General features: G+C 64.8%; 22 protein-coding genes. 8 read left to right on the forward strand and 14 right to left on the reverse strand.

The annotated features are described in order from the left end of the window. Window positions 1-7: 7 nt before the first annotated feature. On the forward strand, window positions 8-2,086 hold the full coding sequence (locus tag BP26_RS0109375; protein ID WP_029920318.1) for an EAL domain-containing response regulator: 2,079 nt from the start codon (window positions 8-10) through the stop codon (window positions 2,084-2,086). A 72-nt stretch (window positions 2,087-2,158) separates the two neighbouring features. Here the strand turns inward: BP26_RS0109375 and htpX are convergent, their stop codons facing one another. The 6 genes from htpX to BP26_RS0109405 all read right to left on the reverse strand — a co-directional run bounded on the left by htpX (window position 2,159) and on the right by BP26_RS0109405 (window position 8,932). Then, on the reverse strand, window positions 2,159-3,034 hold the full coding sequence (gene htpX, locus BP26_RS0109380) for a protease HtpX (RefSeq protein ID WP_029920319.1): 876 nt from the start codon (window positions 3,032-3,034) through the stop codon (window positions 2,159-2,161). 59 nt (window positions 3,035-3,093) lie between these two features. Continuing rightward, entirely contained in the window at window positions 3,094-5,343 is a 2,250-nt protein-coding gene (gene parC / locus BP26_RS0109385; protein WP_029920320.1) for a DNA topoisomerase IV subunit A, read from the reverse strand. Between the two features lie 10 nt (window positions 5,344-5,353). After that, window positions 5,354-7,240 carry a DNA topoisomerase IV subunit B gene (parE, locus tag BP26_RS0109390; protein WP_029920321.1) on the reverse strand — a complete coding sequence of 629 codons (1,887 nt, stop codon included), beginning with the start codon at window positions 7,238-7,240 and terminating at the stop codon, window positions 5,354-5,356. 277 nt (window positions 7,241-7,517) lie between these two features. Then, window positions 7,518-7,880: a hypothetical protein gene (locus tag BP26_RS0109395; protein ID WP_157572442.1), complete on the reverse strand. Its 363-nt coding sequence runs from the start codon at window positions 7,878-7,880 to the stop codon at window positions 7,518-7,520. Next, window positions 7,877-8,464 (reverse strand): RNA polymerase sigma factor, encoded by a 588-nt coding sequence (locus BP26_RS0109400; protein ID WP_029920323.1) that lies wholly within the window; start codon window positions 8,462-8,464, stop codon window positions 7,877-7,879. The genes BP26_RS0109395 and BP26_RS0109400 overlap by 4 nt, the downstream gene beginning before the upstream one ends. A 24-nt stretch (window positions 8,465-8,488) precedes the next feature. Beyond that, window positions 8,489-8,932: a DUF6249 domain-containing protein gene (locus BP26_RS0109405; protein WP_029920324.1), complete on the reverse strand. Its 444-nt coding sequence runs from the start codon at window positions 8,930-8,932 to the stop codon at window positions 8,489-8,491. A 140-nt stretch (window positions 8,933-9,072) separates the two neighbouring features. Between BP26_RS0109405 and BP26_RS26560 the strand changes: the two genes are divergently transcribed. From BP26_RS26560 to dxs, 3 genes are read left to right on the forward strand one after another with little or no spacing between them, the layout of a single operon-like run. Further along, window positions 9,073-9,342, forward strand: a complete 270-nt coding sequence (locus tag BP26_RS26560) for an exodeoxyribonuclease VII small subunit (protein WP_029920325.1) — start codon at window positions 9,073-9,075, stop codon at window positions 9,340-9,342. A gap of 28 nt (window positions 9,343-9,370) precedes the next feature. Further along, window positions 9,371-10,264: a polyprenyl synthetase family protein gene (locus tag BP26_RS0109415; protein WP_029920326.1), complete on the forward strand. Its 894-nt coding sequence runs from the start codon at window positions 9,371-9,373 to the stop codon at window positions 10,262-10,264. Between the two features lie 31 nt (window positions 10,265-10,295). Continuing rightward, window positions 10,296-12,164, forward strand: a complete 1,869-nt coding sequence (dxs, locus tag BP26_RS0109420; RefSeq protein WP_029920327.1) for a 1-deoxy-D-xylulose-5-phosphate synthase — start codon at window positions 10,296-10,298, stop codon at window positions 12,162-12,164. An 18-nt stretch (window positions 12,165-12,182) separates the two neighbouring features. Here dxs and BP26_RS0109425 read toward each other — a convergent pair whose 3' ends face one another. From BP26_RS0109425 to BP26_RS0109460, 8 genes are read right to left on the reverse strand one after another with little or no spacing between them, the layout of a single operon-like run. After that, window positions 12,183-12,608 (reverse strand): GtrA family protein, encoded by a 426-nt coding sequence (locus BP26_RS0109425; RefSeq protein ID WP_029920328.1) that lies wholly within the window; start codon window positions 12,606-12,608, stop codon window positions 12,183-12,185. Continuing rightward, on the reverse strand, window positions 12,605-13,888 hold the full coding sequence (locus tag BP26_RS0109430; RefSeq protein ID WP_029920329.1) for an NAD(P)/FAD-dependent oxidoreductase: 1,284 nt from the start codon (window positions 13,886-13,888) through the stop codon (window positions 12,605-12,607). Before BP26_RS0109430 ends, BP26_RS0109425 begins: the two co-directional genes overlap by 4 nt. Window positions 13,889-13,907: 19 nt before the next feature. After that, entirely contained in the window at window positions 13,908-14,852 is a 945-nt protein-coding gene (locus tag BP26_RS0109435; protein WP_029920330.1) for an NAD-dependent epimerase/dehydratase family protein, read from the reverse strand. A 36-nt stretch (window positions 14,853-14,888) separates the two neighbouring features. Next, window positions 14,889-15,629 carry an SDR family oxidoreductase gene (locus BP26_RS0109440; protein WP_029920331.1) on the reverse strand — a complete coding sequence of 247 codons (741 nt, stop codon included), beginning with the start codon at window positions 15,627-15,629 and terminating at the stop codon, window positions 14,889-14,891. Then, entirely contained in the window at window positions 15,626-17,017 is a 1,392-nt protein-coding gene (locus BP26_RS0109445) for an FAD-binding oxidoreductase (RefSeq protein WP_157572443.1), read from the reverse strand. Before BP26_RS0109445 ends, BP26_RS0109440 begins: the two co-directional genes overlap by 4 nt. 15 nt (window positions 17,018-17,032) lie before the next feature. After that, window positions 17,033-18,538 carry a UbiA family prenyltransferase gene (locus BP26_RS0109450; RefSeq protein ID WP_157572444.1) on the reverse strand — a complete coding sequence of 502 codons (1,506 nt, stop codon included), beginning with the start codon at window positions 18,536-18,538 and terminating at the stop codon, window positions 17,033-17,035. Between the two features lie 43 nt (window positions 18,539-18,581). Next, a complete protein-coding gene (cysG, locus tag BP26_RS0109455; protein ID WP_029920334.1) occupies window positions 18,582-19,988 on the reverse strand; it encodes a siroheme synthase CysG in 1,407 nt (468 codons plus the stop codon). Between the two features lie 48 nt (window positions 19,989-20,036). Beyond that, window positions 20,037-20,894, reverse strand: coding sequence for a sulfite exporter TauE/SafE family protein (locus BP26_RS0109460; protein ID WP_245611762.1), 858 nt, complete (start codon window positions 20,892-20,894; stop codon window positions 20,037-20,039). A gap of 127 nt (window positions 20,895-21,021) precedes the next feature. Here BP26_RS0109460 and cysB point away from each other — a divergent pair, with 127 nt between their 5' ends. From cysB to moaA, 4 genes are all read left to right on the forward strand, one after another. Continuing rightward, window positions 21,022-22,014, forward strand: coding sequence for an HTH-type transcriptional regulator CysB (cysB, locus tag BP26_RS0109465; protein WP_029920336.1), 993 nt, complete (start codon window positions 21,022-21,024; stop codon window positions 22,012-22,014). A gap of 190 nt (window positions 22,015-22,204) precedes the next feature. Continuing rightward, entirely contained in the window at window positions 22,205-23,896 is a 1,692-nt protein-coding gene (locus BP26_RS0109470) for a nitrite/sulfite reductase (RefSeq protein ID WP_036516460.1), read from the forward strand. After that, window positions 23,893-24,408, forward strand: a complete 516-nt coding sequence (locus tag BP26_RS0109475) for a DUF934 domain-containing protein (protein WP_036516462.1) — start codon at window positions 23,893-23,895, stop codon at window positions 24,406-24,408. Before BP26_RS0109470 ends, BP26_RS0109475 begins: the two co-directional genes overlap by 4 nt. A 75-nt stretch (window positions 24,409-24,483) precedes the next feature. Next, window positions 24,484-25,542: a GTP 3',8-cyclase MoaA gene (gene moaA, locus BP26_RS0109480; RefSeq protein ID WP_051748757.1), complete on the forward strand. Its 1,059-nt coding sequence runs from the start codon at window positions 24,484-24,486 to the stop codon at window positions 25,540-25,542. The last annotated feature ends 20 nt before the right edge of the window (window positions 25,543-25,562 follow it).

Consider the following 25,562-nt stretch of genomic DNA (forward strand, 5'->3'; position numbering starts at 1 on the left):
CAAGCCGATGACCCAATTGCCGTCAGCGCTGTTGAGCGAAGCCTCGGGGGTGCTGCTCGTCATCACCACCGCCGAGGAAGTGGCCAAGCGCATCGAAAGCCACCTGCGCAATGCGGGGCACCCCTTACGGGTGGCCTGGATCACCGACCTGGAAGACCTGCAGGACGTGCTGCAGCGCAATCCGCCCGACTTGGTGTTGTGCGATGAAAACGCGCGCAAGGCCCCGGCCGAGAAGGTCATCGCGCTGGCCAACCAGATGCGCCCCGACCTGCCGGTGGTGGTGATCAGCAACGACCATTCGGTCGAGGATGCCGTCGCCGCGCTCGCCGCCGGCGCCCAGGATTTCGTCTCCTACAGCGATCTGCGCCAACTGCGCCACCTGGAACTGGTGGTGGTGCGCGAGTTCGTCAAGCATCACCACATGCGCAACCTGCGGCTGACGCAGCAGCGCCTGGCCGATTTCGAATCGCGCCACCAGCAGCTCACCGAAGGCACCGCGGACGCCGTGGCGCACGTGCAGGAAGGCATCCTGGCCAACGCCAACCTGGCCTTCACCCACCTGATCGGCTACGACGAGCCGGCCGAGCTTGCCGGCCAGCCATTGATCGACCTGGTGGCGCCGGACCAGCAGAGCAAGATCAAGGAACGCCTGCGCGCGGTACAGAAGGGCAAGCACAACGGCGAGCCCCTGGAACTGGTGCTGGTTGGCCGCAAGGGACAGGTCCACGTCAAGGCGCAGCTGATCCTGGGCACCCAGGACGGCGAGAGCGTGATCGAACTGCTGATCCGGGCCGAAGGCGGCAAGGGCCGCCCGGCTTCGGCGCAAGCCGCTTTCCACGGCCGCGGTATGTTCAGCGACGCACTGGCCGAAGCAGCTCCCGCCGACGGCAAGAGCATGCGCACCGCCATGCTGCTGCACATCGACTCCTTCGACGCGCTGGAACAGCGCATCGGCCACGCCGACGCCCAGGAGGTCACTTCCCTGCTGGCGGAGACGGTCCACACCCGCCTTGGGCCGCAGGACCAGTCCTTCGTCTTTTCCACCGACGAACTGGCCCTGCTGGTGCAGCGCCCTAATTACAACGAGGCCGAGCAATTCGCCGAGTTCCTGCGCAAGGAAATTTCCGGCCACATCTTCGCCGCCCGGCAGCACGAGGCGCATATCAGCCTCACCATCACCGTGTTCCCGCTCGGCGGCCAGGAAGCGCCGGAGCAGGTGATCCGCCAGTTGGCCGACGAGGCACGCAAGATCTCGGCCCGGGGCGGCAACCAGATCGTGGCCCTGGGAGCCACGGCCAAGGCCAACCAGGTGGAGCGCGAGGAAGCACGCCGCGCCGCCCAGGTAAAGAAGGCCATCGAGGACAACCGCCTCAAGCTGGCCTACCAGTCCATCGCCAGCCTCGAAGGCGAATCACGCAGCCATTTCGATGTGCTGGTGCGCATGCTGGACGAGTCGGGCAAGGAGCTGCATGCGGCCGAGTTCCTGCCGGCGGCGCAGAAATTCAACCTGATGCGCACCATCGATCGCTGGGTGGTCGCGCGCGCGCTCGGCGTCATCGCCAAGCGCGCCGCCTCCAAGGAAGCGTCCGTGCTGTTCGTCAAGCTGTCCGAGGACACGCTCAAGGACAACGACGGCTTCATCACCTGGCTCAAGGCCCTGGTGCAGGAGCAGCCGCTGAAGAGCGACGAGATCGTCTTCGAGATCCAGGAAGTGGTCATCCAGAACCATGTGCGCAAGGCCAAGGCCCTGACCCAGGCGCTGCGTGAAATGGGCGCCGGATTGGCCGTCGAGCACTTCGGCGTCGGCGCCAATTCGGCCCAGCTGATGGACCACATCCCGGCCAACTTCATCAAATTCCACCCCTCCTTCACGCAGAAGTTCAGCGAGAAGGATACCCAGAAGCGTCTCGGCGACCTGGTCGAAGCAGCCAAGCAGCACGGCCTCAAGACCATCGTCTCCCATGTCGAGGACGCCCACGTCATGGCGCGCCTGTGGCAGATGGGCGTGAACTTCATCCAGGGCTACCACGTGCAGGAACCGGAAGTGGTGCTGCTGGCCAGCGATATTGCCGGGGGACGCGGCTGAAACGCGCATGCGGCGAAGTGCCATAAAAAAGGGCGGCCTCGGCCGCCCTTTTTGTCGTTCGAAGCAAACCGCTCAGCCGTTGCTGGCCTGCAAGCGTGCAATGCGCTCTTCCAGCGGCGGATGCGTCGCAAACAACTGCGCTACACCACCGGCGATACCGAACGCCGCCATGTTCTGCGGCAGGGTCGACGGCTCATGCAGGGACTTCAGGCGCTGCAGCGCGGCGATCATCTTGCGCTTGCCGGCCAGGTGGGCGCCACCGGCATCGGCGTGGAATTCACGCCAGCGCGAGAAGGCGCAAACGATCATCGTCGCCAGGAACCCGAGCAGGACCTGCATCACCATCGAGGTGATGTAGTAGCCCATGCCGACGCCGCCGCGGTCGTCGTCGCGGCGCAGCGCGCCGTCGACGAAATAGCCGACCACGCGTGAAAGGAAAATCACGAAGGTGTTGAGCACGCCCTGGATCAGGGTCAGGGTCACCATGTCGCCGTTGGCGGCGTGGCTGATCTCATGCCCCAGCACCGCTTCGATCTCCTCCTGTGTCATCGACTGCAGCAGGCCGGTGCTGACTGCGACCAGTGCGTGATTCTTGCTGGCGCCGGTGGCGAAGGCATTGGGCTCCGGCGCCTCGTAAACCGCCACTTCCGGCGTACTGATGCCGGCGGCACGCGCTTCCCGCTCCACCGTCGCGAGCAGCCACGCCTCCTGGGCGCTGCGCGGCTCGGTGATCACCTGCGCGCCGGTGCTCATCTTGGCCATCCACTTGGAAATGGCCAGGGAAATGAACGAACCACCCATGCCGAGCACCGCCGAGAATGCCAGCAGCATCGGCAGATTGAGGCCCTGCCGGGTCAGGAAACGATCGACGCCGAGTACGCTGCAAACCACCCCCAGCACCAGGACGATAGCGATATTCGTAAGCAAAAACAGCAGTATACGTTTCATGGATTAAAAGAAGCCGGAGAAGATTCCGTCATTCAATTCTGGAGATTTCCGCGCCAAACTCAAGTGCCGCCATCCGCCTTGGGCTCGGCCGTCTTGAGCGCCTGCAAGCCATCGACCTGCATGTAACCGCGCGGCAAGTGATTGCCGCGGCTGGCACGGGTACCGACGTAGTGCTCCAGGTCGGCGCGCTTCAGGGTCAGGATGCGCTTGCGGCTGAGCACCTCCAGTGGCGAACCGGCGGGCAATACCGCCGCTGCCACGATGCGATCCTCGCCCTTCAGAGCGATCAGCTTGTTGCCCTTACCCTTGGCCATCTCCGGCAGTTCGCTCACCGGGAACACCAGCAAGCGCCCTTCGGCGGTGGCCAGCGCCAGGCGGTCTCCGGCGAGATCGCGTGTGGCGAGGGGGGTAAACGGCGGCAGCTCCAGGTTGATCGCCGCCTTGCCGGCGCGATTACGCGCCTGCAGGTCGTCGAGCTTGGCGACGAAGCCGTAGCCGTCGCCGCCGCCGAGCACGAACTTGTCGCCGGCCTCGCCCAGCATCAGACCGATCACCGAGGCGCCGTCCTGCAGGTCGAGCTTCGTCGTGACCGGCTCGCCCTGCGAGCGGGCGGACGGCAGTTCGCGCGGATTCATTGAATAGGCTCGGCCGCGGTTGTCGAGCAATATCAGCAACTGGCTGCTGCGCCCTTCCACCGCACACAGGAATTCGTCGCCGGCCTTATAACTGAGCCCGGCGGCGTCGATGCCATGGCCTTTGGCCGAACGGATCCAGCCGGCCTTGGACAGAACCACGGTGATCGGCTCGGACGGCAGCAATTCGGCGGCTTCCAGGGCCTGCGCGGCAGGGCGCGCGACGATCGGGCAGCGCCGCGCATCGCCGTATTTCTTGGCATCCTCGCTCAGTTCCTGGCCGACCAGCTTCTTCAGCTTGGGCTCCGATGCCAGCAGCTCTTCCAGGTTGCTGCGCTCGGCGGCAAGCTCGGCCTGCTCGCCACGGATCTTCATCTCCTCCAGCTTCTGCAGGTGGCGCAGGCGCAGGTCGAGGATCGCATCCGCCTGGATCTCGGAAAGCTCGAAGCGCCGCATCAACTCGGCTTTCGGGTTTTCCTCGTAGCGGATGATGCGGATCACCTCATCGATGTTGAGGAAGGCGATCAGCAGGGCATCGAGGATGTGCAGGCGCTCATTGACCTTGGCCAGCCGGTGCTCGAGGCGGCGGCGCACGGTGGCGACGCGGAACTGCAGCCACTCCACCAGGATCTCGCGCAGGTTCTTCACCCGCGGCCGGCCGTCCAGGCCGATCATGTTGAGATTGACGCGGTGGCTCTTTTCCAGGTCGGTGGTGGCGAACAGGTGCGCCATCAGCGCGTCTGCATCGACGCGGTTGGAGCGCACGATCAGCACCACGCGCGTCGGATTCTCGTGGTCCGATTCGTCGCGGATGTCCGTCAGCAGCGGCAGCTTCTTCGAGATGATCTGATCGGCAATGACTTTCTGCAGGTCGGTCGGCGACACCTGGTGCGGCACATGAGTGACGACGATATTGCCGTCCTCGTCGCGCTCCCAGCGCGCGCGGGCGCGCACCTGGCCATAGCCGGTTTCGTAGATCTTCTTCAGCTCGGCGGGGTCGCTGACGATCTCGCTGCCGGTCGGATAGTCCGGGCCCGGCACGAACTCCATCAACTCTTCGACCGTGGCCTTGGGATGCTTGAGCAGATGCACGCAGGCAGCCATCAACTCGCGCAGGTTGTGCGGCGGAATGTCCGTGGCCATGCCCACCGCGATGCCGGTGGTGCCGTTGACCAGGATATTGGGCGTGCGCGCCGGCAGCATGCGCGGCTCTTCGCGGCTACCGTCGAAGGTCGGCAGCCAGTCCACCGTGCCCTGACCCAGCTCGGACAACAGGGCCTGTGCATAGGGCGTCAGGCGCGATTCGGTGTAGCGGTAGGCAGCGAAGGACTTGGGGTCGTCCGGCGAGCCCCAGTTGCCCTGCCCGTCCACCAGCGGGTAGCGATAGGCGAAAGGCTGCGCCATGGTCACCATCGCCTCATAGCAGGCGGTGTCGCCGTGCGGGTGGAACTTGCCGATGACGTCGCCCACCGTCAGCGCCGACTTGCGGTGCTTGGCGGTGGCGAGGATGCCCAGTTCGGACATGGCGTAGACGATGCGGCGCTGCACCGGCTTGAGCCCGTCCGCCACATGCGGCAGGGCGCGGTCCAGCACCACGTACATCGAATAGTCGAGATAGGCCTTTTCCGCGAACAGGCGCAGCGGCAGGCGTTCGGTTTCAGTCAGTTCGTTGGTCATCTTCTAAATCTCAAACCTCGGCCTTGTCGCCGTTCTCTTCCAGCCAGGCCTTGCGGTCGCCGGCGCGCTTCTTCGCCAGCATCATGTCCATCACGATCTCCGCCGGTTCGGCGTCGAGCGTCAGCTGCACCAGCCGGCGCGTGTCGCGCGCCATGGTGGTTTCACGCAACTGCATCGGGTTCATTTCGCCCAGGCCCTTGAACCGGGTGACGTTGACCTTGGCGCGGTTGCCCTCGGCGCTGAGGCGATCCATGACACCGTCGCGCTCCGCCGCGTCGAGCGCGTAGAACACCTGCTTGCCGGCGTCGATACGGAACAGCGGCGGCATCGCAATGTAGACGTTGCCGGCCTCGATCAGCGGCCTGAAGTGCCTGAGGAACAGGGCGCAGAACAGGGTGGCGATGTGCAGGCCGTCCGAGTCGGCATCGGCCAGCATGCAGATCTTGCCGTAGCGCAGGCCCGACAGGTCGGCGCTGCCCAGGTCGACGCCGATGGCCACGGAAATATTGTGGATTTCATCCGAGCGCAGGGCGTCACCCGAGTCGGCTTCCCAGGTATTCAGGATCTTGCCGCGCAGCGGCATCACCGCCTGGGTCTCGCGGTCGCGCGCCTGCTTGGCAGAGCCACCCGCGGAGTCTCCTTCCACCAGGAACAGTTCGGTGATGGCCGGATCGCTGGAGACGCAGTCGGCCAGCTTGCCCGGCAACGCCGGCCCGCTGGTGATCTTCTTGCGCACCACCTGCTTGGCCTGCTTCATCCGCGCATTGGCGTTGGAGATGACCAGGGCGGCGACCTGTTCGCCGGCTTCCGGATGCTGGTTCAGCCACAGGCCGAAGCTGTCGTGCACCACGCCCTGCACGAAGGTGGCCGTCTCGCGGGAAGACAGGCGCTCCTTGGTCTGGCCGGCGAATTGCGGGTCCAGCATCTTCACCGATAGTACGTAGCTGCAACCCTGCCACACGTCTTCCGGCGTCAGTTTGAGGCCGCGCGGCAGCAAGTTGCGGAACTCGCAGAACTCGCGGATCGCCTCAGTCAGGCCGGTGCGCAAGCCGTTGACGTGGGTACCGCCCTGCGCCGTGGGAATCAGGTTGACGTAGGACTCGGCCACCGCCTCGCCGCCGCCGGTGAGCCACACCAAGGCCCATTCGGCTTCCTCCCGCTTTGCGGTGAACTTGCCGACGAAGGGGTCGGCCGGCACCGTTTCGGCGCCATCGAGCGTGTCCTTGAGGTAGTCGGTAAGGCCGTTCTCGTACTGCCACACCAGCTGCTCGTTGTTGATCTGGTCATCCAGGCTGACGCGCAGGTTCGGGCACAGCACCGCCTTGGCCCGCAGCACCTGCTTCAGGCGCGGCATGGAAATCTTGGGCGAATCGAAATACTTCTCGTCCGGCCAGAAATGCACCGTGGTGCCGCTGCGATTCTTCGGCACACTGCCGATTTCCTTCAGCTTCGAGGCCAGCTCGCCGTCGGCAAAGCCGATGCCGTATTCGGTGCCGCCGCGGCATACCCGCACTTCCAGCTTCTTCGACAACGCATTGACCACCGACACACCGACGCCGTGCAGACCGCCGGAAAAGCCGTAAGCGTTGTTGGAGAACTTGGCGCCCGAATGCAGCCGCGTCAGGATCAGCTCGACACCGGAAACCTTGTGTTCCGGATGGATGTCGACCGGCATACCGCGCCCGTCGTCGCTGACCTGGCAGGAACCGTCGGCGAACATGATGACGTCGATGCGCTTGGCATACCCCGCCAGGGCCTCGTCGACGCTGTTGTCGATGACTTCCTGGGCCAGATGGTTCGGACGGCTGGTGTCGGTGTACATACCGGGGCGCTTGCGCACCGGGTCCAGGCCGCTCAGGACCTCGATCTGTTCCGCTGAATAGTTGCTGGCTGCCATCGGCTGTTTTTTACTTGGACTTTTTCAAAGACGCGCGAAGTTAGCGAATGCGCCGGAGGGGCGCAAGCAAGCCACGTCACGTCAGGGTGCGGGCGGGTGAATTGCCCTGAAAACGCGCGGCGGGCGCGGAAAAACCGGAGCTTTCAAAGGAGCCCTTCCGCACCGCAACGCGTCTGCACCAGCAGATTACTGTACGTAAGTACAGCTAACAACCGGGGCGCTCGAACCGGCTTGAATTAGCTCGGAATTGACCGGCGGAGGTGGGTATGAAACCGCCTCAGACGGAATCCGTCGCCGCGAACCAGGCCGCGCCGTAGGTCAGCGCCACCAGGGGAACGAACACCACCAGGCTCTGCAAGGGCAGCCAGTGCCCGCTCAGAACCGCCTTGAACGGCGCCAGCAATTCGGCCGTCATCGGCGAGAAGCAGGCCACACCCGCTACCGCCAAGCCACCGAGCGCCGGCCCCAGCCAGCTGTAGCTGCGCCGGTGTTGCGGCAAAGGCAGGCTCGACATCACCCGCATGGTAAAGCCGGCATCCTCGATATAAGCATCCCGCGCGGCATCGGCGCGCAACAGGATCTCCAGACGCGCATCGTCCAGATCGAAATCAGGCATTCCTGGGTGAACTTGGGTGTTCATGGGGTACTCCTCGGCTCCCAGGCCGGCAACAGGACCTGCAACTTCTTCTTCGCCCGGAAAATATACGACTTCACCGTGCCCACCGGACAACCCAGCACGTAAGCGGCCTCTTCATGGCTGCGATCCAGATAGTAGCATTGCACGATGGCGGCGCGTTCCTCGTCTGACAACTTGGACAACGCCCGCCGCACATCGAGTTCCCGCACGCTGTCGGCTTCCACTCCGCCGGCCGCCTCGGGCCCGGGCTTGCCGCTCGCCTCCTCGTCATCGGGCGGCATCGCATCGTCCAGGGAGACTTCCTCCCGGCGCGACCGGACATGCATCAGGAATACATTGTAGGCGATGCGGTACAGCCAGGTGCCGAAAGCGGCATCGGCGCGGAATTGGGACAGCTTGCGGAAGGCCTGCAGGAAGGCTTCCTGCGCCAGGTCGTCGGCCAGGGCATGGTCTTCCTTGCACAGGCGGCGCAGCAGCGCGCGCGTCTGTCCCTGATGCCGGCGCACCAGCTCGCCGAAGGCGTGACGGTCCTGGCCGGCGAGGACGCGCGCGACCAGCGCTGCGTCCGGCGGGACAGCCGTGGACATCGTCGGAATCCGTTCCGTCCGGGCCTAGAGTTCGCGTTCTTTCTGTTTCTTCTCGAGCAGGGCCGCGGCGGTGAAGCCGATGCCGATCATCATCGGAATGAAGCCGATGCCCATGATGTCGCTGTCGCCGTCGAAGGCGCCGAACAACAGGATGCCCAGGCCCACCATGGCCCAGATGATGCCCCGCCGCAGATCGGATTTCTGCCGCACCGCCTCCACGAAAAGTTCCGGCGGAATAGGCTGTCCCTTGTCGGCCAGCCGCAGGGCCAGGTCATTGACCATGCGCTGTTTTTCGAGGCGGTGGCGCAGCACAGCCACCACGATGAAGACCGGCATGCCGAAGATCAGGATGACGGCGACCAGGCCGATCAGCAGCCCCATGAAATGCTCGCCGGACATGCCATGGGAGGCGTGCCCCAGCTTGTCCAGGCCGTCTACGGCGGAATCGACATCGAGAATCGGCAACATGTTTACGGCTCCTTCGTGAATTCCCCGGCCGGTTGCGGCCAGCGGAAGGCTTACAGGGCTTTGGATGCGCCCAGCTGCGGTTTTGGATTTGCGCCCCCCGCCGAATTGGTAAACTACGCCATTCCGAGCCCCGGCCTCCAGTGAGCAAGAAAGCCACCCCTACCGCCAGTCCGTCTGCCGACGGCGCCGATCCCGTCTCCCGCTTCGAAGCCTCGCTGAAGGAGCTGGAAGAGATCGTGGCGCGGATGGAGCGGGGCGATCTGCCGCTGGAAGAATCCCTCAAGCTGTTCGAGCGCGGCGTCACACTGACCCGTGAATGTCGCGGCTCCCTGGAAAGCGCAGAACTGCGCGTGCGGAACCTGCTCCAGGCCGACGCCCAACCCGGCAGCGATGCCGACGACGCCCCCTGAAATACCGATTCGAATACCGATTCCCCCGATGACCCTGCAAAGCACCGATTTCGGGACCCGTGTCCCGGCCTACCTCGATCGCCTCGCGCAAGCCCTCGACCGCCGCCTGCCGCCCGCCACAGAAGATCCCGCCCGCCTGCACGAGGCGATGCGCTATGCCTGCGACGGCGGCAAGCGCCTGCGCGCCCTGCTGGTCTACGCCGCGGGCGAGGCCCTCGCCGTGCCGGTGGACAAGCTCGACGCCCCGGCCTGCGCGGTGGAACTGATCCACGCCTACTCCCTGGTCCACGACGACCTGCCGGCGATGGACGACGACGATCTGCGCCGCGGCCGCCCCACCGTTCACAAGGCCTACGACGAGGCCATCGGCATCCTGGTCGGCGACGGCCTGCAGACCCAGGCCTTCAGCGTGCTGGCCGACGAACCCTCGCTGGGCGCGGCGCAGCGCCTGCGCATGGTGTCGATCCTGGCGCGGGCCTCCGGCTCGCTCGGCATGGTCGGCGGCCAGGCGGTGGATATCGCCTCGGAAGGCCGCAGGATCTCGCTGGAAGAACTGCAGTCCCTGCACGCCCGCAAGACCGGCGCCCTGATCCTGGCCTCGTTGCAGATGGCCGCCGCCGCCGCGGACGCCGCGCCAGCGACGGAACAGGCGCTGGAAACCTACGGCCGCCACATCGGCCTGGCCTTCCAGATCCAGGACGACGTGCTGGACGAGACCGCCAGCACCGAAACCCTGGGCAAGACCGCCGGCAAGGACCTGGCGCAGCACAAATCCACCTACCCCTCCCTGCTCGGCCTGGACGGCGCCCGCGAGCGCGCCACCCGCCTGTTCGAGGAAGCCCGTACGGTGGTAGGCGCCCTGCCCGGCGGCGCCGCGCCGCTGTGCTGGCTGGCGGACTTCATCGAAGGCCGCAAGAACTAGAGCCCTGCGCCTCGCGGCGCATAATGGCGCCATGACGGACACTTCCGGCTATTCACTGCTCGGCCGCATCGGCTCGCCAGCCGACCTGCGCGCCCTGCCGCGCGCCGAGCTGCCGCTGCTGGCGGCCGAGATGCGGCGCTGCCTGATCGAGACCCTTGGGCGCGCCGGCGGCCACTTCGCCGCCAACCTGGGCGCGGTGGAGTTGACCCTGGCCCTGCATCGCTGCTTCGATACCCCGCATGACCGCCTGGTGTGGGATGTGGGCCACCAGGCCTATCCGCACAAGATGCTCACCGGCCGCCGTGCCGGCCTGGAGGGGATTCGCCGGCAGGGCGGCCTGGCGCCCTTCAACAGCCGCGCCGAAAGCGAATACGACGCCTTCGGCAACGGCCACGCCGGCACCGCCATCTCGGCCGCCGCCGGCATGGCGGCGGCGGTGCGGTTGAAGCAGGAGCGGCGCCGCGTCGTCGCCGTGATCGGCGACGGCGGCATCACCTCCGGCATGGCCTACGAGGCCCTGAACCACGCCGGCGCCCTCGGCCTGGACCTGCTGGTGGTGCTCAACGACAACGACATGTCGATCTCGGAAAACGTCGGCGCCCTGCGCGATCACGCGGCGCGGCTGCTGGCTGCCGGAGGCATTGACGCGCCGCACGCCCGGCGCCCGGCCAATCCGGTGCCGCAGGAACCGCCGCCGGGCGCCCTCTTCGAAACCCTGGGTTTCAGCTACCACGGCCCGGTCGACGGCCATGACCTTGATGCACTGACTAATGCCTTCGACCGTCTCAAGGACGCCGGGGGGCCGCAGTTCCTGCATGTCGTCACGGTCAAGGGCAAGGGCTTCGAACCGGCCGAGGCCGACCCGATCAAGTATCACGGCGTGACCCGCTTCGATCCGGTGACCGGCGCTTTCGCTGCCGCTTCGGCTGCGCCCACCTACAGCCAGGTGTTCGGCGAGTGGCTGTGCCAGTCGGCCGAGGAAGATTCCCGCATCGTGGCAATCACACCAGCGATGCGCGAAGGCTCCGGCCTGGTGGAATTCGCGCAACGCTTTCCGCAGCGCTATTACGACGTCGCCATCGCCGAGCAGCATGCGGTGACGCTGGCCGCCGGCCTTGCCTGCGAGGGCCTGCGGCCGGTGGTGGCGATCTATTCGACCTTCTTGCAACGTGCCTACGACCAGCTGATCCACGACGTCGCCATCCAGCAGCTGCCGGTGCTGTTCGCCATCGATCGCGCCGGCCTGGTCGGCGCCGACGGCGCTACCCACCACGGGGCCTTCGACCTCAGTTACCTGCGCTGCGTGCCGCATCTGCTCGTCATGACGCCGAGCGACGAGAACGAATGCCGGCGCATGCTCGCCACCGGCCTGCGGCATGACGGCCCCAGCGCGGTGCGTTATCCGCGCGGCGGCGGGACTGGCGCGGCAATCGAAGCGGAGGCGCTGCCGCTACCGGTCGGCAAAGGACGGCTGCTGCGCGAAACCCAGGGCCGACGCCAGCCGCGCGTCGCCATCCTCGCCTTCGGCGCCGTGCTGCAAGCAGCGCTGGAAGCCGCGGAAATCCTCGACGCCAGCGTCGCCGACATGCGCTTCGTCAAGCCGCTGGACGAGGCGCTGATCCTGCAACTCGCCCACAACCATGAACTGCTGGTCACCGTGGAAGACAACGCGCGTCTCGGCGGCGCGGGCAGCGGCGTCAACGAAGTACTGGCGGCGCAGCAATGCAAGGTGGCCATCCTGAACCTGGGCCTGCCGGATCATTTCATCGAGCATGCCAGCCGCTCGGAGCAACTGGCCGAATGCGGCCTGGATAGCGCCGGCATCCTGCGCGCGATCCAGAAGCGGCTACGAACCAAAGGTGTAGAAGAATCGATGCGGCATACAAGTGGGGCGAGCTAGAATTTCAAGCCGCGCGGATCAGGTGCCGGAGCGCTTGGCAAAACTGAAATACCGATGGCCAAGGTAGCTGGTGTAAACCGGCATCAGGACACCGATGATGTGCGCCGTATCGTCCGGATGGAATCGATATCCTGTGCGCGGAAACAGCCACTCCGCCAGCCCCACCGATATCAGCCAGACCTGGGCAGCGGCGACTACATTAACCAGCCCGAAGCGTAGAAGCTCGCTGCTCCAATGACGCCCTGAGGACTCGAACACGAGGGTACGGGCCAGAATCCAGGCGCAGGCCATGCCGAACAGGTAGGCAGTGGCAACCGCCCGGCCGAACGACATCCACTCGGATAGAAAATAGCGGCTGGTGATGTTGACCAGCGCAGCAATTCCGCCGGTCAGGACGAAGCGGGCGAAGCGGCTTTCGGCAAAACTGCGCAGGCGATCGATCACCGGACGCGTGCCGCCATTTCCTTGGCCAGACGCGCCCCCTCCGCAATGCCACGGTCCTCTGGGTAATAGGACGAGGTATCGGCGATCTGCAGCCCCTTGATGTGTGTTGCCACCGGCGGAACACTCTCCGGGTATCGTGGCGGGCACACTGGCTGGGCATAGCGCAGCCGGCTGACGCGGGTGGCGAGCCGATCATCGTCGCTCAGAGCCGGATTCAACAACTTGAGATAGGCGAAGGATTCCTGAGCGATCGACTCATCGGACTGGGAAAATTTCGGATGTGTGGTCGGCATGTAGTAGGGAAAGTAGACGATATGATCGTCGCCAAACCGACGCAGGTTGGAGAATTCGACGATTCCCGGCACCTCGATGCGGTCGTCGTTGACATTGAGCCAGAAATGGCGCGTGACGGATTTTTTAAGCTTGTGCACCACGCACACCACGCCGATGTTCTTCAGCGCCGCGTACTGATCGCGCATATCCTGCGGCAATGCGGGAATCATGCGCGGAATGAACTGCAGCGGCACCGTGGCGATGACCGCGTCGAACGCATGGCGCAGACCCGCGGCGGTAAGGCCCGTGACGGCGCCGTTGTCGATATGCACCTCGCTGACCGGCATAGCGAGATGGATCTTCCCGCCCAACTCCCCGATGCGCTCTACCAGTCGCTGCACGAGCACTTCGGTGCCACCTTCGATATAACCCAGTTCTTCTTGCATCAGGCTGCGCCGCGAGGTGCCAATGCGCTTGAAACGCGTCCAGATCCAGGCAGCAGAAATATCGTCCGCGAATTCAAAGAACTTGAGGGTGAAGAGTTTTTCCCACAGCACCTTCCACGCCCGCTCGCCGCACCAGACCTTGATCCATTGGTGTGCGCGCAGCTTGTCCAGTCCGGACCAGTCGCGGCGCTTGGTGGAAAGGAACATCAGCAGGCCGTAGCGGATCTTCGAGATCAGGTCCAGGTGCGGGAAGCGCAGCAACGCCAGCGGATCACCCCAGGCGTGGTGCTCGCCCTGATAGAAGTAACCCATGGAGGTGGGACGCCAGCGCATCGCCCCTTCCATGCCCAATTCGGCCAGCAACTCGAAGGTGGGCCGGTCCGCCTTGCACACAAAATGGTAGTAGCGCTCCAGAGAAATGCCGTCGAAGTCGAAGTGCGCCGCCATGCCCCCGGCAATCTGGTCAGCCTCGAATACCTCGACCTGGTGCCCCGCCTTCAACAGATGATAGGCAGCCGTAAGCCCCATGGTTCCCGCACCAACTACCGCGACCCGGCTCATTTAGTGTTGACCCTTGGGCCTAGAAATCCAGAACGACACTGGAGTAGATCGGATGGCAGAACGTCTCCCGCAAAGCGGCCTCAAACGGCGTCGGCTGTATCTGGAAGATGTCCCACCAGGGAATCAGCACGAACTCGTCAGGCAGGATCAACGCCGCAAGCTGGCTGGTAGTGAAAGGAGGATTGTGGTTGAACAGCGCAAAGATCTTAAGCAGCAGCCAGAACAGTCCATAGGGGATCTTCAGGATCAGAGCGCGTGCGCCGCTGACCTGCCGGATCTTGCGGATGATATCGATGTAATCGATCCTCTCGCAGCCGGAGATATCGTAAGCCTCGCCTCGCGGCCGGTTGACCAGGCAACTCAGGATGATGCGGCAGAAATCCATCGCAAACAGCGGCTGCCGCATGTAATGACCGCTGCCGGGGATGGGAAAGACCGGGATACGCAGCATGAAGCGCGCGAGCCAGCCCAGGTGCTTGCGGTCGAACCAGCCGAACATCAGCGTCGGACGCAGTACACAGTGCGCGATGCCGCTCTGCGCCACCATTGCCTCCTGGGCCTTCTTAGATTCGGTATACCAGTCGCGCGCCATCGAGTTCACCACCGAAGAACTGACATGCACCAGGTAAGGCAACCGGTGCCGCAGACAGGCGTCCAAGGCATGCCGTGTCGCATCGATATTGTTGCGCTGGAATTCATTCTTGATTTCACCTCCGATCTGCGCCTGCAGCATCACCGCCGCGGCTGCGTCCTGTACGACGTCTTGCCAGGCACCCGCCTCCGCCATATCCGCCTCGACCGCGGTCACGTCCGGATGCAGGCGGCGCAGCACGGCGACATTGGCTGCATGCTTATCGACTACCACCAGACGCGTGTAGCCCCGTTCCTTGAGCAGCACCACCAGGTTCTGCCCGACCAGGCCGGCACCGCCGAACAGCACGATCTTGTCTTCGGGGCCGGGCATCGGGCTCATTGTCGGGTTTGCGGCAAGGCAGACAGGTCAGAGCCTGATGCGCCGAAAGATAAAATCGGGTATCAAGCGGATCACCAGCATGATACCGCGCCAGAACCACGGGGTATAAAGCGTCGCCTGGCCGCTGCCGAGCGCGCGCACGATATCACCAGCGACACGGTCGGGCGAAGCCCATAGCGGACCGTGCTTGGGGAAGGCGGCGGTCATCGGCGTATCGACGAAACCCGGCTTGATCAGCACCACCCGCACGCCCCGCGACCAGAGCCGGTGACGCAGACCCTGGACAAAGACCGCGAGCCCCGCCTTGGCGCTGCCGTACAGGTAATTGCTCTGCCGGCCACGATCCCCTGCCACGGAGCCGATGACACCGATGGTCCCATATGCCTGAGCGCACATCAGCGTGGCAAGCTGCGTCAGCAACGATACTGCGCTGGAGTAGTTGGTGCCGATATGTCGCAGCGCCTCCGCAGCATCCTCTTCGCAGGTTTTCTGGTCGGGAAGAGTGCCGTAGGCCAGCAGCGCGCAATCTACGCCCTGCAGCGCCCTACCTGCCAGATCGACCAGAGCCGCATGACCCGGGCAATCGGCCAGATCGCCGACCCACACCTCCACCGCAGAGGCGCCGCGCGTACGCAGGTCTGCGGCGACGGCATCGAGTCTTCCGGCATTACGGGCTGCCAGGAAAAACCTGGCGCCGTCGACCGCATAGCGCCTCGCCACAGCCTGTGCGATGGCTGAAGTAGCCCCGAAAATGACAACTCGCTTCATAAAGGACGGAATCTGGTTAGCGGCGCCTCAGCGCTGACGCGGCGCCAGAAGCTGGAGGAGAATCCGGGATCAATCATGGTCGAAAACTGGCGCCAGCCGGGATAACCCTGCTGAAAAGCCGCGGCTGAGACCCGCCCGTCCTTGGCCGGATAGATACGCCCTCCTGCTGACTGAGTGACCCGGTCAAGCTGATCCAGCAAGGCCAGCGTACCGAAGCCGCGGTTAGGAAAATCCAGCGCAAGGGTCACGCCGGGCATCGGGAACGACAACATGCCGGGCGATACAACTGTGCCGAAGGTCTTCAGCACAGCCAGGAACGAAGCCTGGCCGGATTGCGAAATCAGGCCGAGCAGTTCCCGGATCGCATCCCGCGCGGTGCTGGTCGGCACTACGCATTGATATTGATAGAACCCGGATGCGCCATACAGGCGATTCCATCCGCCGATCGCATCCAGAGGATAGAACACAGGATCGTAGTGCGTGATCTGCCTTCTGGGCCTGGCAGACGCCTTGTGCCATAGCATCGTATTGAAAATGCCAATGGAGGTCCGGTTCATGGCGAAGCTGGGCAGATCGAACGGCAGCGACAGACGCGGCTGCCCATGCGAATCAAACCGGAGCTGATCCATACCAGGTGCAGGCGCTACGTGACGGGCCCGGGTGAACACACCGCGTCCGAGATTGGCGCCCGCTGCCAGGCAGTCGATCCATGCGACGCTGTATTCCCAATCGGTCAGAGAAGCGCTGCTGATCTGATGAAACCGATCGAGATTCTCGTAGCGGAAGCTCTCAGCCTCCAGCCATAGCCCCGCAACGGCCTGCAGGGCAACACGCGCCGACAGAATCAGCCCGGTCAGGCCCAAGCCGCCAATGGTGGCTTGGAACAGAGCAGGGTTGGAGTTCGGAGAGCAATTCAGGATTTCTCCATTCGAGCGCAGCAGCTGAAAGGACAGCACATGATTGCCGAAGCACCCAGCCCGATGATGGTTCTTGCCATGCACGTCGTTGGCGATAGCGCCGCCGACGGTTACGAATTTCGTGCCCGGAGTGACCGGCAGAAACCAGCGTTGATCCGAATCCCGTGTTTCGAGAAGTTGCAGAATCGCGGCCAAGGTCACGCCGGCTTCGCATTCGACAATACCGCTGGCCGCATCGAAATGGATGAACCGGTCGAGACCGTTCACGTCCAGCAGAATCTGGTCGGCGTTGAGGGCGCTGTCGCCGTAGGAACGTCCCAGGCCGCGGGCCAGCATGGTCCGGCCGGATTCCGCCAAGCCCATTGCGGCCACCGCCTCGTCGGAGAAATGCAGGCTGCGCAGGTGATGCCGGAAGCGATGGCTCCGCCCCCATGTGAGGAGATCATCCCGTAGCATGCTCGGCACTTGCATGAGACCGGGTCCGGATCAAAAAACCGCGAGCGCGACGAGACACACGATCAGCAAGCCGAGCGCCAGCGACAGGCGATCCTTGATGGCGAATTCAATCGGGTCCTCGCGCATCTCGCCGCGCACCGCGAGCAGCCATATCCGCCCGATCCAATAAGCCAGGATCGGACAGATCGCCCACATCCAGCCAGGATGGGGGAACTGGCCGTTCTGCGTCAAAGCGTCCACCAGGTAGATGAAAAACACCAGAATCGAGGCGAAGCCACAAGCGGTGCCCATGCTCATCAACCAACTCGCATCCTCGGGGCGATAGCCGCGGCCGTGAATGTTTTTATGCCCCTCCTTGAGCAGGGCTTGGCATTCGGTATAGCGCTTGATGGTGGCCAGCGCCCCGAAAAAGAACATGGAAAATGCCAGCAGCCATGGCGACAGCGCCGTTCCCAGGAGCACGATGCCAGCCACCAGGCGCAGCGTGAAGAGACCGGCAAGGACGATAACATCCAGGATCGGCTTGCGTTTGAGAGCGATCGAATAAGCCAGCGTCACCGCCATGTAAAGGAGTACCACCTCACCGAACAGCCATGGCAGCGTCGACATCACGGCAAGGGAAGCGAGCAGCAACACCGGTATGGCGACAAGCCCGTCACGCAATGCCAGCTCACCCGACGCCAAAGGCCGGCGCCGCTTGTTCTGGTGACGACGGTCACTTGGCAGATCGTAGAGATCGTTTGCAAGATAGGTAGCCGAAGCAGTCAAGCCGAACGCGACAAAAGCCTGCAACGCATGCAGCACGCTGCCCAGGTCGAACAAAAGCCCGGACAGCAGCAGGGGCACGAAGATCAGGGCGTTCTTCGCCCACTGGTGCAAGCGCAATGCGCGCCGCCAAGTGCCCAAGCTCGTCGGCTTGCTCGCAAACTCAGCAAGCACTTCGACTTCCGGCGCCAAACGGGAACGCAGCCCTGCCACGCCGCCGACAAGAACCGCGGAGCCACAGCGCGACCAGACGGCAAGATCCGCCACACTGTCGCCGATGTAAGTAAACTCGGCACCATGCTTCCCGGCAATCGCATGATATTTGTTCACGCCGGAAAGATTGGTTGATCCATCGCTGCCCAGGACCTCTTCAAATATTCCGAAGCGCTTGCCCACCTTGTCCACCAGCAACTGATCAGAGGCGGAATAGAGCAGGATCCGATGGCCGTCCGCGCGCCGCGCGCGCAGCCATGCCAGGAGCGGCTCGTTGACGGGCAGGCTGTCAATGTCCGGCGAAATCACATTGGCCAGCGCCCGCTTGAAGAATGCCCTGCCACGGAACAGATGCAGCAGCAGTCCAGGCAATTTCCAGGGTTGACGGAATAGCAGCAGAACCAGGGATTCGTGCAGGGCGTCCGTCAGCAGCAGTGAGCCATCCATGTCCGCGACCAGAAGTTGCGGACCGCGAGTTTGCTGAATGGCCTCCACGCCGGTGTCGGGAGCGGCGGTCGGCATACCCATTTCGATGATGGCGGTCGTTTGCGTAAGCACGGCTAAAGGTCATTTACGCCGTAGACGAGGGTTGCAGGGAAGTTCAACCGGCATCCCCAAACCACCCGAGCTTTTCCCGTAGGCGCACCACCTCGCCCACGATCACCAAGCTGGCGCCGTGGACGCCGGCTGCTTCCACCCGTCGCGGCAGATCACTAAGTGTACCGCTGATCACCCGCTGCTGCGGCGAAGTGCCATCCTCCACCAGCGCGGCCGGCCAGTCAGCCGGCAAGCCATGGGCGATGAACTGCTCGCACAACTGCGACAGGGTGTGCAGCCCCATGTAGATCACCACCGTCTGGCCGCGCTGTGCCAGCTGGTCCCAGTTCAGTTGCAGCTGGCCGTCCTGCCGGGCATGGCCGGTGACGAAGACGCAGGACTGGGCGTAGTCGCGATGCGTCAGCGGGATGCCCGCGTAGGCAGCACAACCGCTGGCGGCGGTGATGCCGGGCACTACCTGGAATGGGATGCCGGCGGCGGCCAGGGTTTCGATTTCCTCGCCGCCGCGGCCGAAGACGAAGGGGTCGCCGCCCTTGAGGCGCAGCACCCGCTTGCCTTCCTTGGCCAGGCGCACCAGTTCGGCGTTGATCTCGTCCTGCGGCACGGTGTGCTGGTTGCGCCGCTTGCCGACGAAGATGCGCTCGGCGTCGCGGCGCACCAGGTCCAGGATCGCTTGGGGCAAGAGACGGTCGTACAACACCACGTCGGCCTGCTGCATCAGGCGCAGGGCGCGGAAGGTCAAAAGGTCCGGATCGCCGGGACCGGCGCCGACCAGGTAAACCTCGCCGCGCGGCGACGCGCCGGAGAGCAACCGCTCGAGTTCGGCCTCGGCCGCCGGGTCATCTCCGCGCAGGGCCGCCTCGGCGCCCGGCCCATCGAGAAAGCGCTCCCAGATCGAACGGCGCTGCGGCAGGTCGGCACCCGCAGCAACACTTGGCCTGTGGCTGTGCATGAAGCCGGCGAGACTGCCGTAGCCGGCAGGCAGCCAGGCCTCGATCTTTTCGCGCAGGCGCCGCGCCAGCACCGGCGCAGCGCCGCCGGAGGAGATCGCTACCTGGAGCGGCGCGCGATCGATGATCGAGGGCGTGATGAAAGAGGAGTGCTCCCCGTCGTCGACCACGTTGACCGGCACCTGCGCCGCATCGGCGGCCGCGGCCACGGCGCGGTTGAGCAGGCGGTCGTCGGTGGCGGCGATCACCAGGCGGCAGCCGGCCACGCGCTGCGGAGTGAATTCCTTGGCCACGTGCTTGATGCTCTTGGCATCGACCAGCGTTTCCAGTTCGGCATTGAGCAGCTGAGCCACCACTTCGATGCGTGGCGCGGCGCGTAACATCAGGCGGATCTTGCGCGCCGCCACTTCGCCGCCGCCAACCACCAGCACACGGCTGCCGCGCAGGCGCAGGAAAACCGGGAAATAACTGGAGGCGGAGTCGTTTGTGGGTGCGCTCATCGGCGCCATTGTGAGACCAGACCTCGGTGCAGGCAAAAAACGGCGACTCTATTTAAGTGATTGCGCCACCGCGCTCACCGGGTGTGGTGCCGGCGGCGATTGGACGGCTTTGTACAGGGTCATGCCGCCGACCACCAGAAGCAGGCAAGCCACGGTGCGCTTGAGCGCCCGGCCGTCCAGGCGGAAGCCGACCCGGCTGCCGATCCAGATACCGGGCAAAGCGCCCAGCAGCAGCCATCCCAGCAAGGGATAGTCGACCGAGCCGAGGCGCGCATGGCCGAGACCGGCAATAGCGGTGATCAGTACCGCGTGCGCGAGATCGCTGCCGACGATCTTCACCGGCGGGTGCTTGGGATAGAGCAGCAGCAGCAACATCATACCGATGGCACCGGCGCCGACCGAGGACACCGTCACCACGCTGCCGATCAGGGCGCCGGCGAGCAGCGTCAGCATCCGTTGCAGGCGCACGTCGATGCCGGGATGCGGGCCGCCCTGCGCCAGGCGTGAGGCCGGGCGCAGGCGCGCGGCGATGGCACCCTGGAACAGGGTGAAGGTGGCGGTGACCATGATCGCCACCGACAGGACCAGCTTGATCAGGCGATCGAGCGCGGCGGCGTCGCCCTGGTGCTGCAACCAGGCCACGGTGGCCAGCGCGGCCGGCACGCTGCCCAACGCCTGCCAGCCGACGATGCGCCAGTCCACCGAACCGTGGTTGCGGTAGAGCATGACGCCGAAGGATTTGCTCAGCGAGGCGTAGAGCAGGTCGGTGCCCACGGCCAGGGTCGGCGAGATGCCATAGAACAGGATCAGCACCGGCGTCATCAGCGAGCCGCCGCCCACGCCGGTGGCACCCACGGCCGCGCCAACCAGCAGGCCCGCCGCTGAAAAGCCGATACCGCCGCTCAAACCCGCTCCGACGACACTCATATAACCCCGAGAGCTAAGACAAGACTTGTTTTAGTCTTTTATGTGATAAAAAAGTAATAATCCCGTATTATTTCCAGCATCAGATCGAATAACAGGGAGTCTCGCGATGAAGTTGCGGCAGCTGCATTACATCCATGAAGTGGCCAACCGCGGCCTCAACGTCACCGCCGCCGCGGAGGCGCTGTTCACTTCCCAGCCCGGCGTCAGCAAGCAGATCCGCCTGCTGGAAGAGGAGCTGGGCGTGGACATCTTTCTGCGCAACGGCAAGCAGCTGTCCGAAGTGACCCCTGCCGGCCTGCGCATCCTCGACTACACCCGGCGCCTGCTGCGCGAGTCTGAAAACATCCGCAACGTCGCCGAGGAATTCCGCGACACCGACAAGGGCGATCTCAGCCTCGCCACCACCCACACCCAGGCGCGCTACGCCCTGCCCCCGGTGATCCAGAAATTCCGGCAGAAATACCCGCTGGTGCGCATGCACCTGCACCAGGGCTCGCCGCCGCAGATCGCCAAGCAAGCCGCCGAGGGCGCCGTCGACTTCGCCATCGCCACCGAGGCCATCGAGCACTTCGAACAGCTGGTGATGCTGCCCTGCTACCACTGGAACCGCAGTGTGCTGGTGCCGCCGAAGCATCCGTTGGCGATAAAAATCCAGGGCAAGGCCAAGCTGACCCTGGCCGACATCGCCGAATACCCCATCATCACCTACACCTTCGGCTTCACCGGCCGCTCCAAACTGGACCAGGCCTTCCACGCCCATGGCCTCAAGCCGGACGTGGTGCTGACCGCGGTCGATGCCGACGTCATCAAGACCTATGTGCGCCTGGGGCTGGGCGTGGGCATCGTTGCCAGCATGTCCTACGACGCCAAGCAGGACGCCGACCTGGTGCGGCTGTCGGCCGACCACCTGTTCGAACCCAGCACCACCCACATCGGCTTCCGCCAGGGCATGTTCCTGCGCGCCTACATGTACGACTTCATCGGCGAGTTCGCCCCGCACCTGACGCGCGAGCTGATCGACGAGGTCGCCGAAATCCAGGACCCCGCCGCGCGCAGCCAGCGGGTGCACGATCTGATCGCCAAGCTGCATATGATTTGAGGGTCGAAGGCTCTTATAGCTGAAATAACTATCGATGCCTGATTGTCTGACAGAAACGATCGGGTTTATTGGATCGAATAGTTATTACCTTATGCCCATTTATAGGAGTAAAGTGCGCGGCCTGAAGAACCGCCCACTCCCGTTGTCAGCCGTGGTGGCCTGACAGCCGGAAATTTCCCGGGAATCAATCGTGTACCGTTACGACGAGCTGGATCAGCGCCTGGTGGATGAACGTGTCGCGCAGTTCCGCGACCAGACGCGGCGTTTCCTCGCCGGCAAGCTGTCCGACGAGGAATTCCGCAGCCTGCGCCTGCGCAACGGGCTTTACATCCAGCGTTTTGCCCCCATGCTGCGCATCGCGGTGCCCTACGGCCTGCTCTCCTCCAAGCAACTGCGCATGCTGGGGCATATCGCCCGCACCTACGACAAGGGCTACGGCCACGTCAGCACGCGGCAGAACATCCAGTTCAACTGGCCCAAGCTGGAGCAGGTGCCGGACATCCTGGCCGACCTGGCCACGGTGCAGATGCACGCCATCCAGACCAGCGGCAACTGCATCCGCAACATCACCGCCGACCACCTGGCCGGTGTCGCCGCCGACGAACTGCTGGATCCGCGCCCCTACTGCGAGATCACCCGTCAGTGGGCGACGTTCCACCCCGAGTTCAACTGGCTGCCGCGCAAGTTCAAGATCGCCTTCTCCTCCTCGACCCTGGACCGTGCCGCCACCAAGGTGCACGACATCGGCGTGCACCTCCTGCGCAATGCGGCCGGCGAACTGGGCTACACCATCTACGTCGGCGGCGGCCTCGGCCGCATGCCGATGATCGCGCACAAGATCCGCGAATTCCTGCCGGAACTGGACCTGTTCTCCTATCTGGAAGCGATTCTGCGCGTCTACAACCGCCACGGCCGCCGCGACAACATCCACCGCGCCCGCATCAAGGTACTGGTGAAGTCCCTGGGCCCGGCCAAGTTCACCGAACAGGTCGAGGCTGAATGGGCCGAGCTGAAGGATTCCTACCTGAAGCTGCAGCCGGGCGACATCGAGCGCATCCGCGCCCGTTTCGACCAGCACAGCTACCTGACGCCGGACGCCGCCGATGACGGCAGCTACGACGCCCGCCTGGCCACCGACAGCCGCTTCGCCGCCTGGGCCAAGCGCAACCTGCGCGCCCACCGGCAGCAGGGCTACGCGGCCGTCTTCGTCTCGCTGAAAGCCTCAGGCGTCGCCCCCGGCGACGTCACCGACGCGCAGTTCGACGCCCTGGCCGACCTCGCCGACCGCTACAGCTTCGGCGAAGTCCGCAACACCCATGACCAGAACATGGTGCTGGCGGAGGTGGCGAAGAAGGATGTCTACGCGGTATGGCAGCGCCTGTCCGAGCTGAACCTGGCGACGCCGAACATCGGCCTGCTCACCGACCTGATCTGCTGCCCCGGCCTGGATTTCTGCTCGCTGGCCAACGCCGGCTCGATCGGTGTGTCGCAGGACATCTTCGACCTGTTCGAGGATCTCGACTACCAGCACGACATCGGCGAGCTGAAGATCAAGATGTCCGGCTGCATGAACGGCTGCGGCCACCACAGCGTCGGCCACATCGGCATCCTCGGCGTCGACAAGCACGGCGAGGAGTGGTACCAGGTGACCCTGGGCGGCTCCGCCGAAAACGACGCCACGCTGGGCGACCGCACCGGCCCGTCGATCTCCCGCGCCGACATCGCCGGCGCGGTGGAAAAGCTGATCCAGGTTTACCTGGAGCATCGCGAGGGCCCCGAGGAGACCTTCCTCGACGCCTACCGCCGCATCGGCATGGCGCCGTTCAAGCAGAAGCTCTATGGCGGCGCCGAAGTCGTAGCCGAAGACGAGGTGGCGGCATGAGCGCCCCTACCCCCGCAACGGTGATCGTGGACGGCCGCATCGTCGAAAACGAATGGCTAAGCCTGGCCGATGACGCCGCCCTGCCCGCTTCCGGCAAGGTCATCGTCAGTCTCAAGCGCTTCCGTGCCGAGCGCGCGGTACTGGATGGCTCGGGATTGGCCGTGGGCGTGCGCATTCCCAATACCGAGGATGTCGCCACCCTGGCCCGGGAACTCGCTGGGCAGCCGCTGATCGCGGTGGAAATCCCCAAGATGGCCGACGGCCGCGCCTATTCGCAGGCCCGGGTGCTGCGCGAGCGTTATGCCTACCGCGGCGAAATCCGCGCCCAGGGCGATGTGATGCACGACCTGCTGTTCAACATGGCGCGCTGCGGCATCAACGCCTTCGAACTTCGCGCCGACCAGGACGCACAGGACTGCCTGCGCGCCTTTGCCGACTTCGACCTGGCTTACCAGCAGGCCGCCGACGGCATCGAGACCGTGCTGCAGCGGCGCCGCCGTCTGGCCGCCTGATGCGGCTGGCTTGACCACGGACAAGTCGGTTCACCACCGATTCGCCGTACAATGGGGGCAGATGGCCGACACCCCATGACCCTCCTGACCCGCCCACCTGTCACGTCGATCCCGCTGGCCGAGCTGCTCACCGGCCCGCTGCGGGACCGTTTCGACCGGGTCAAGCGCAAGCTGCGGGTGTCGCTGACCGACCGCTGCAATTTCCGCTGTCCGTACTGCATGCCGGACAGCCCGGAATTCCTCGACCGGGCGGACCGGCTGAGCCGCCCGGAATTGCAACGCCTGCTGCGTCTGTTCGTCGGCGAACTCGGCGTCAGCCGCCTGCGCCTGACCGGTGGCGAGCCGCTGCTGCGGCGCGACCTCGAAGCGGTGATCGCCGAATGCGGCGAGTTGCGCCCACTGGGGCTGGAACGCATCTCCCTGTCGACCAACGCCGCCCTGCTGGCGCGGCGCGCGGCCGGACTCAAGGCCGCCGGCCTCGACGATCTCAATATCAGCCTCGATGCGCTGACCCCGGCCACCTTCGCCAAGCTGTCCGGCAACCGCGATGTGCAGCCGGTGCTGGACGGCATCGTCGCGGCGCGCGACGCCGGGCTGCCGCTGAAGCTCAATACGGTGATCGTGCGCGGCATCAACGAGAATGAAATCCTGCCGCTGGCGCGCTGGGCGACGCAGCAGAAGCTGCCGCTACGCTTCATCGAATTCATGCCGCTGGACGGCCGCGGCGAGTGGTCCCGCCAGCGGGTGGTCAGCGAAGCCGAGATCCTGCAGCGCCTGCGCGAGGAGTTCGAGGTTTCGGCCCTGCCGCGCGGCAACGATCCGGCCGCCTATTACTCCCTGCACGGTCCCGGCCAGGCGGGCGCCGCTGCTGCGGCGGAGATCGGAGTCATCGCCACCGTCTCCAACCCGTTCTGCGCCAGCTGCGACCGCCTGCGCCTGACATCCGACGGCAAGCTCTATCCCTGCCTGTTCTCACCCAAGGGCACCTCGCTGCGCGACCCGATGCGCGCCGGCGACGACGACGAAAAACTCGGCAACATCATCCGCAACACGGTGTGGCACAAGGATGCCGGTTACGTCGCGCAGCCGGGCTATGCCGAGCGGCCGATCGCCATGAACTCGCTGGGCGGGTGAGAGGGCGCGCTTAGGCGATG

Origin of the sequence: Nevskia soli DSM 19509 (assembly GCF_000711955.1) — a bacterium.
GTDB lineage: Bacteria > Pseudomonadota > Gammaproteobacteria > Nevskiales > Nevskiaceae > Nevskia > Nevskia soli.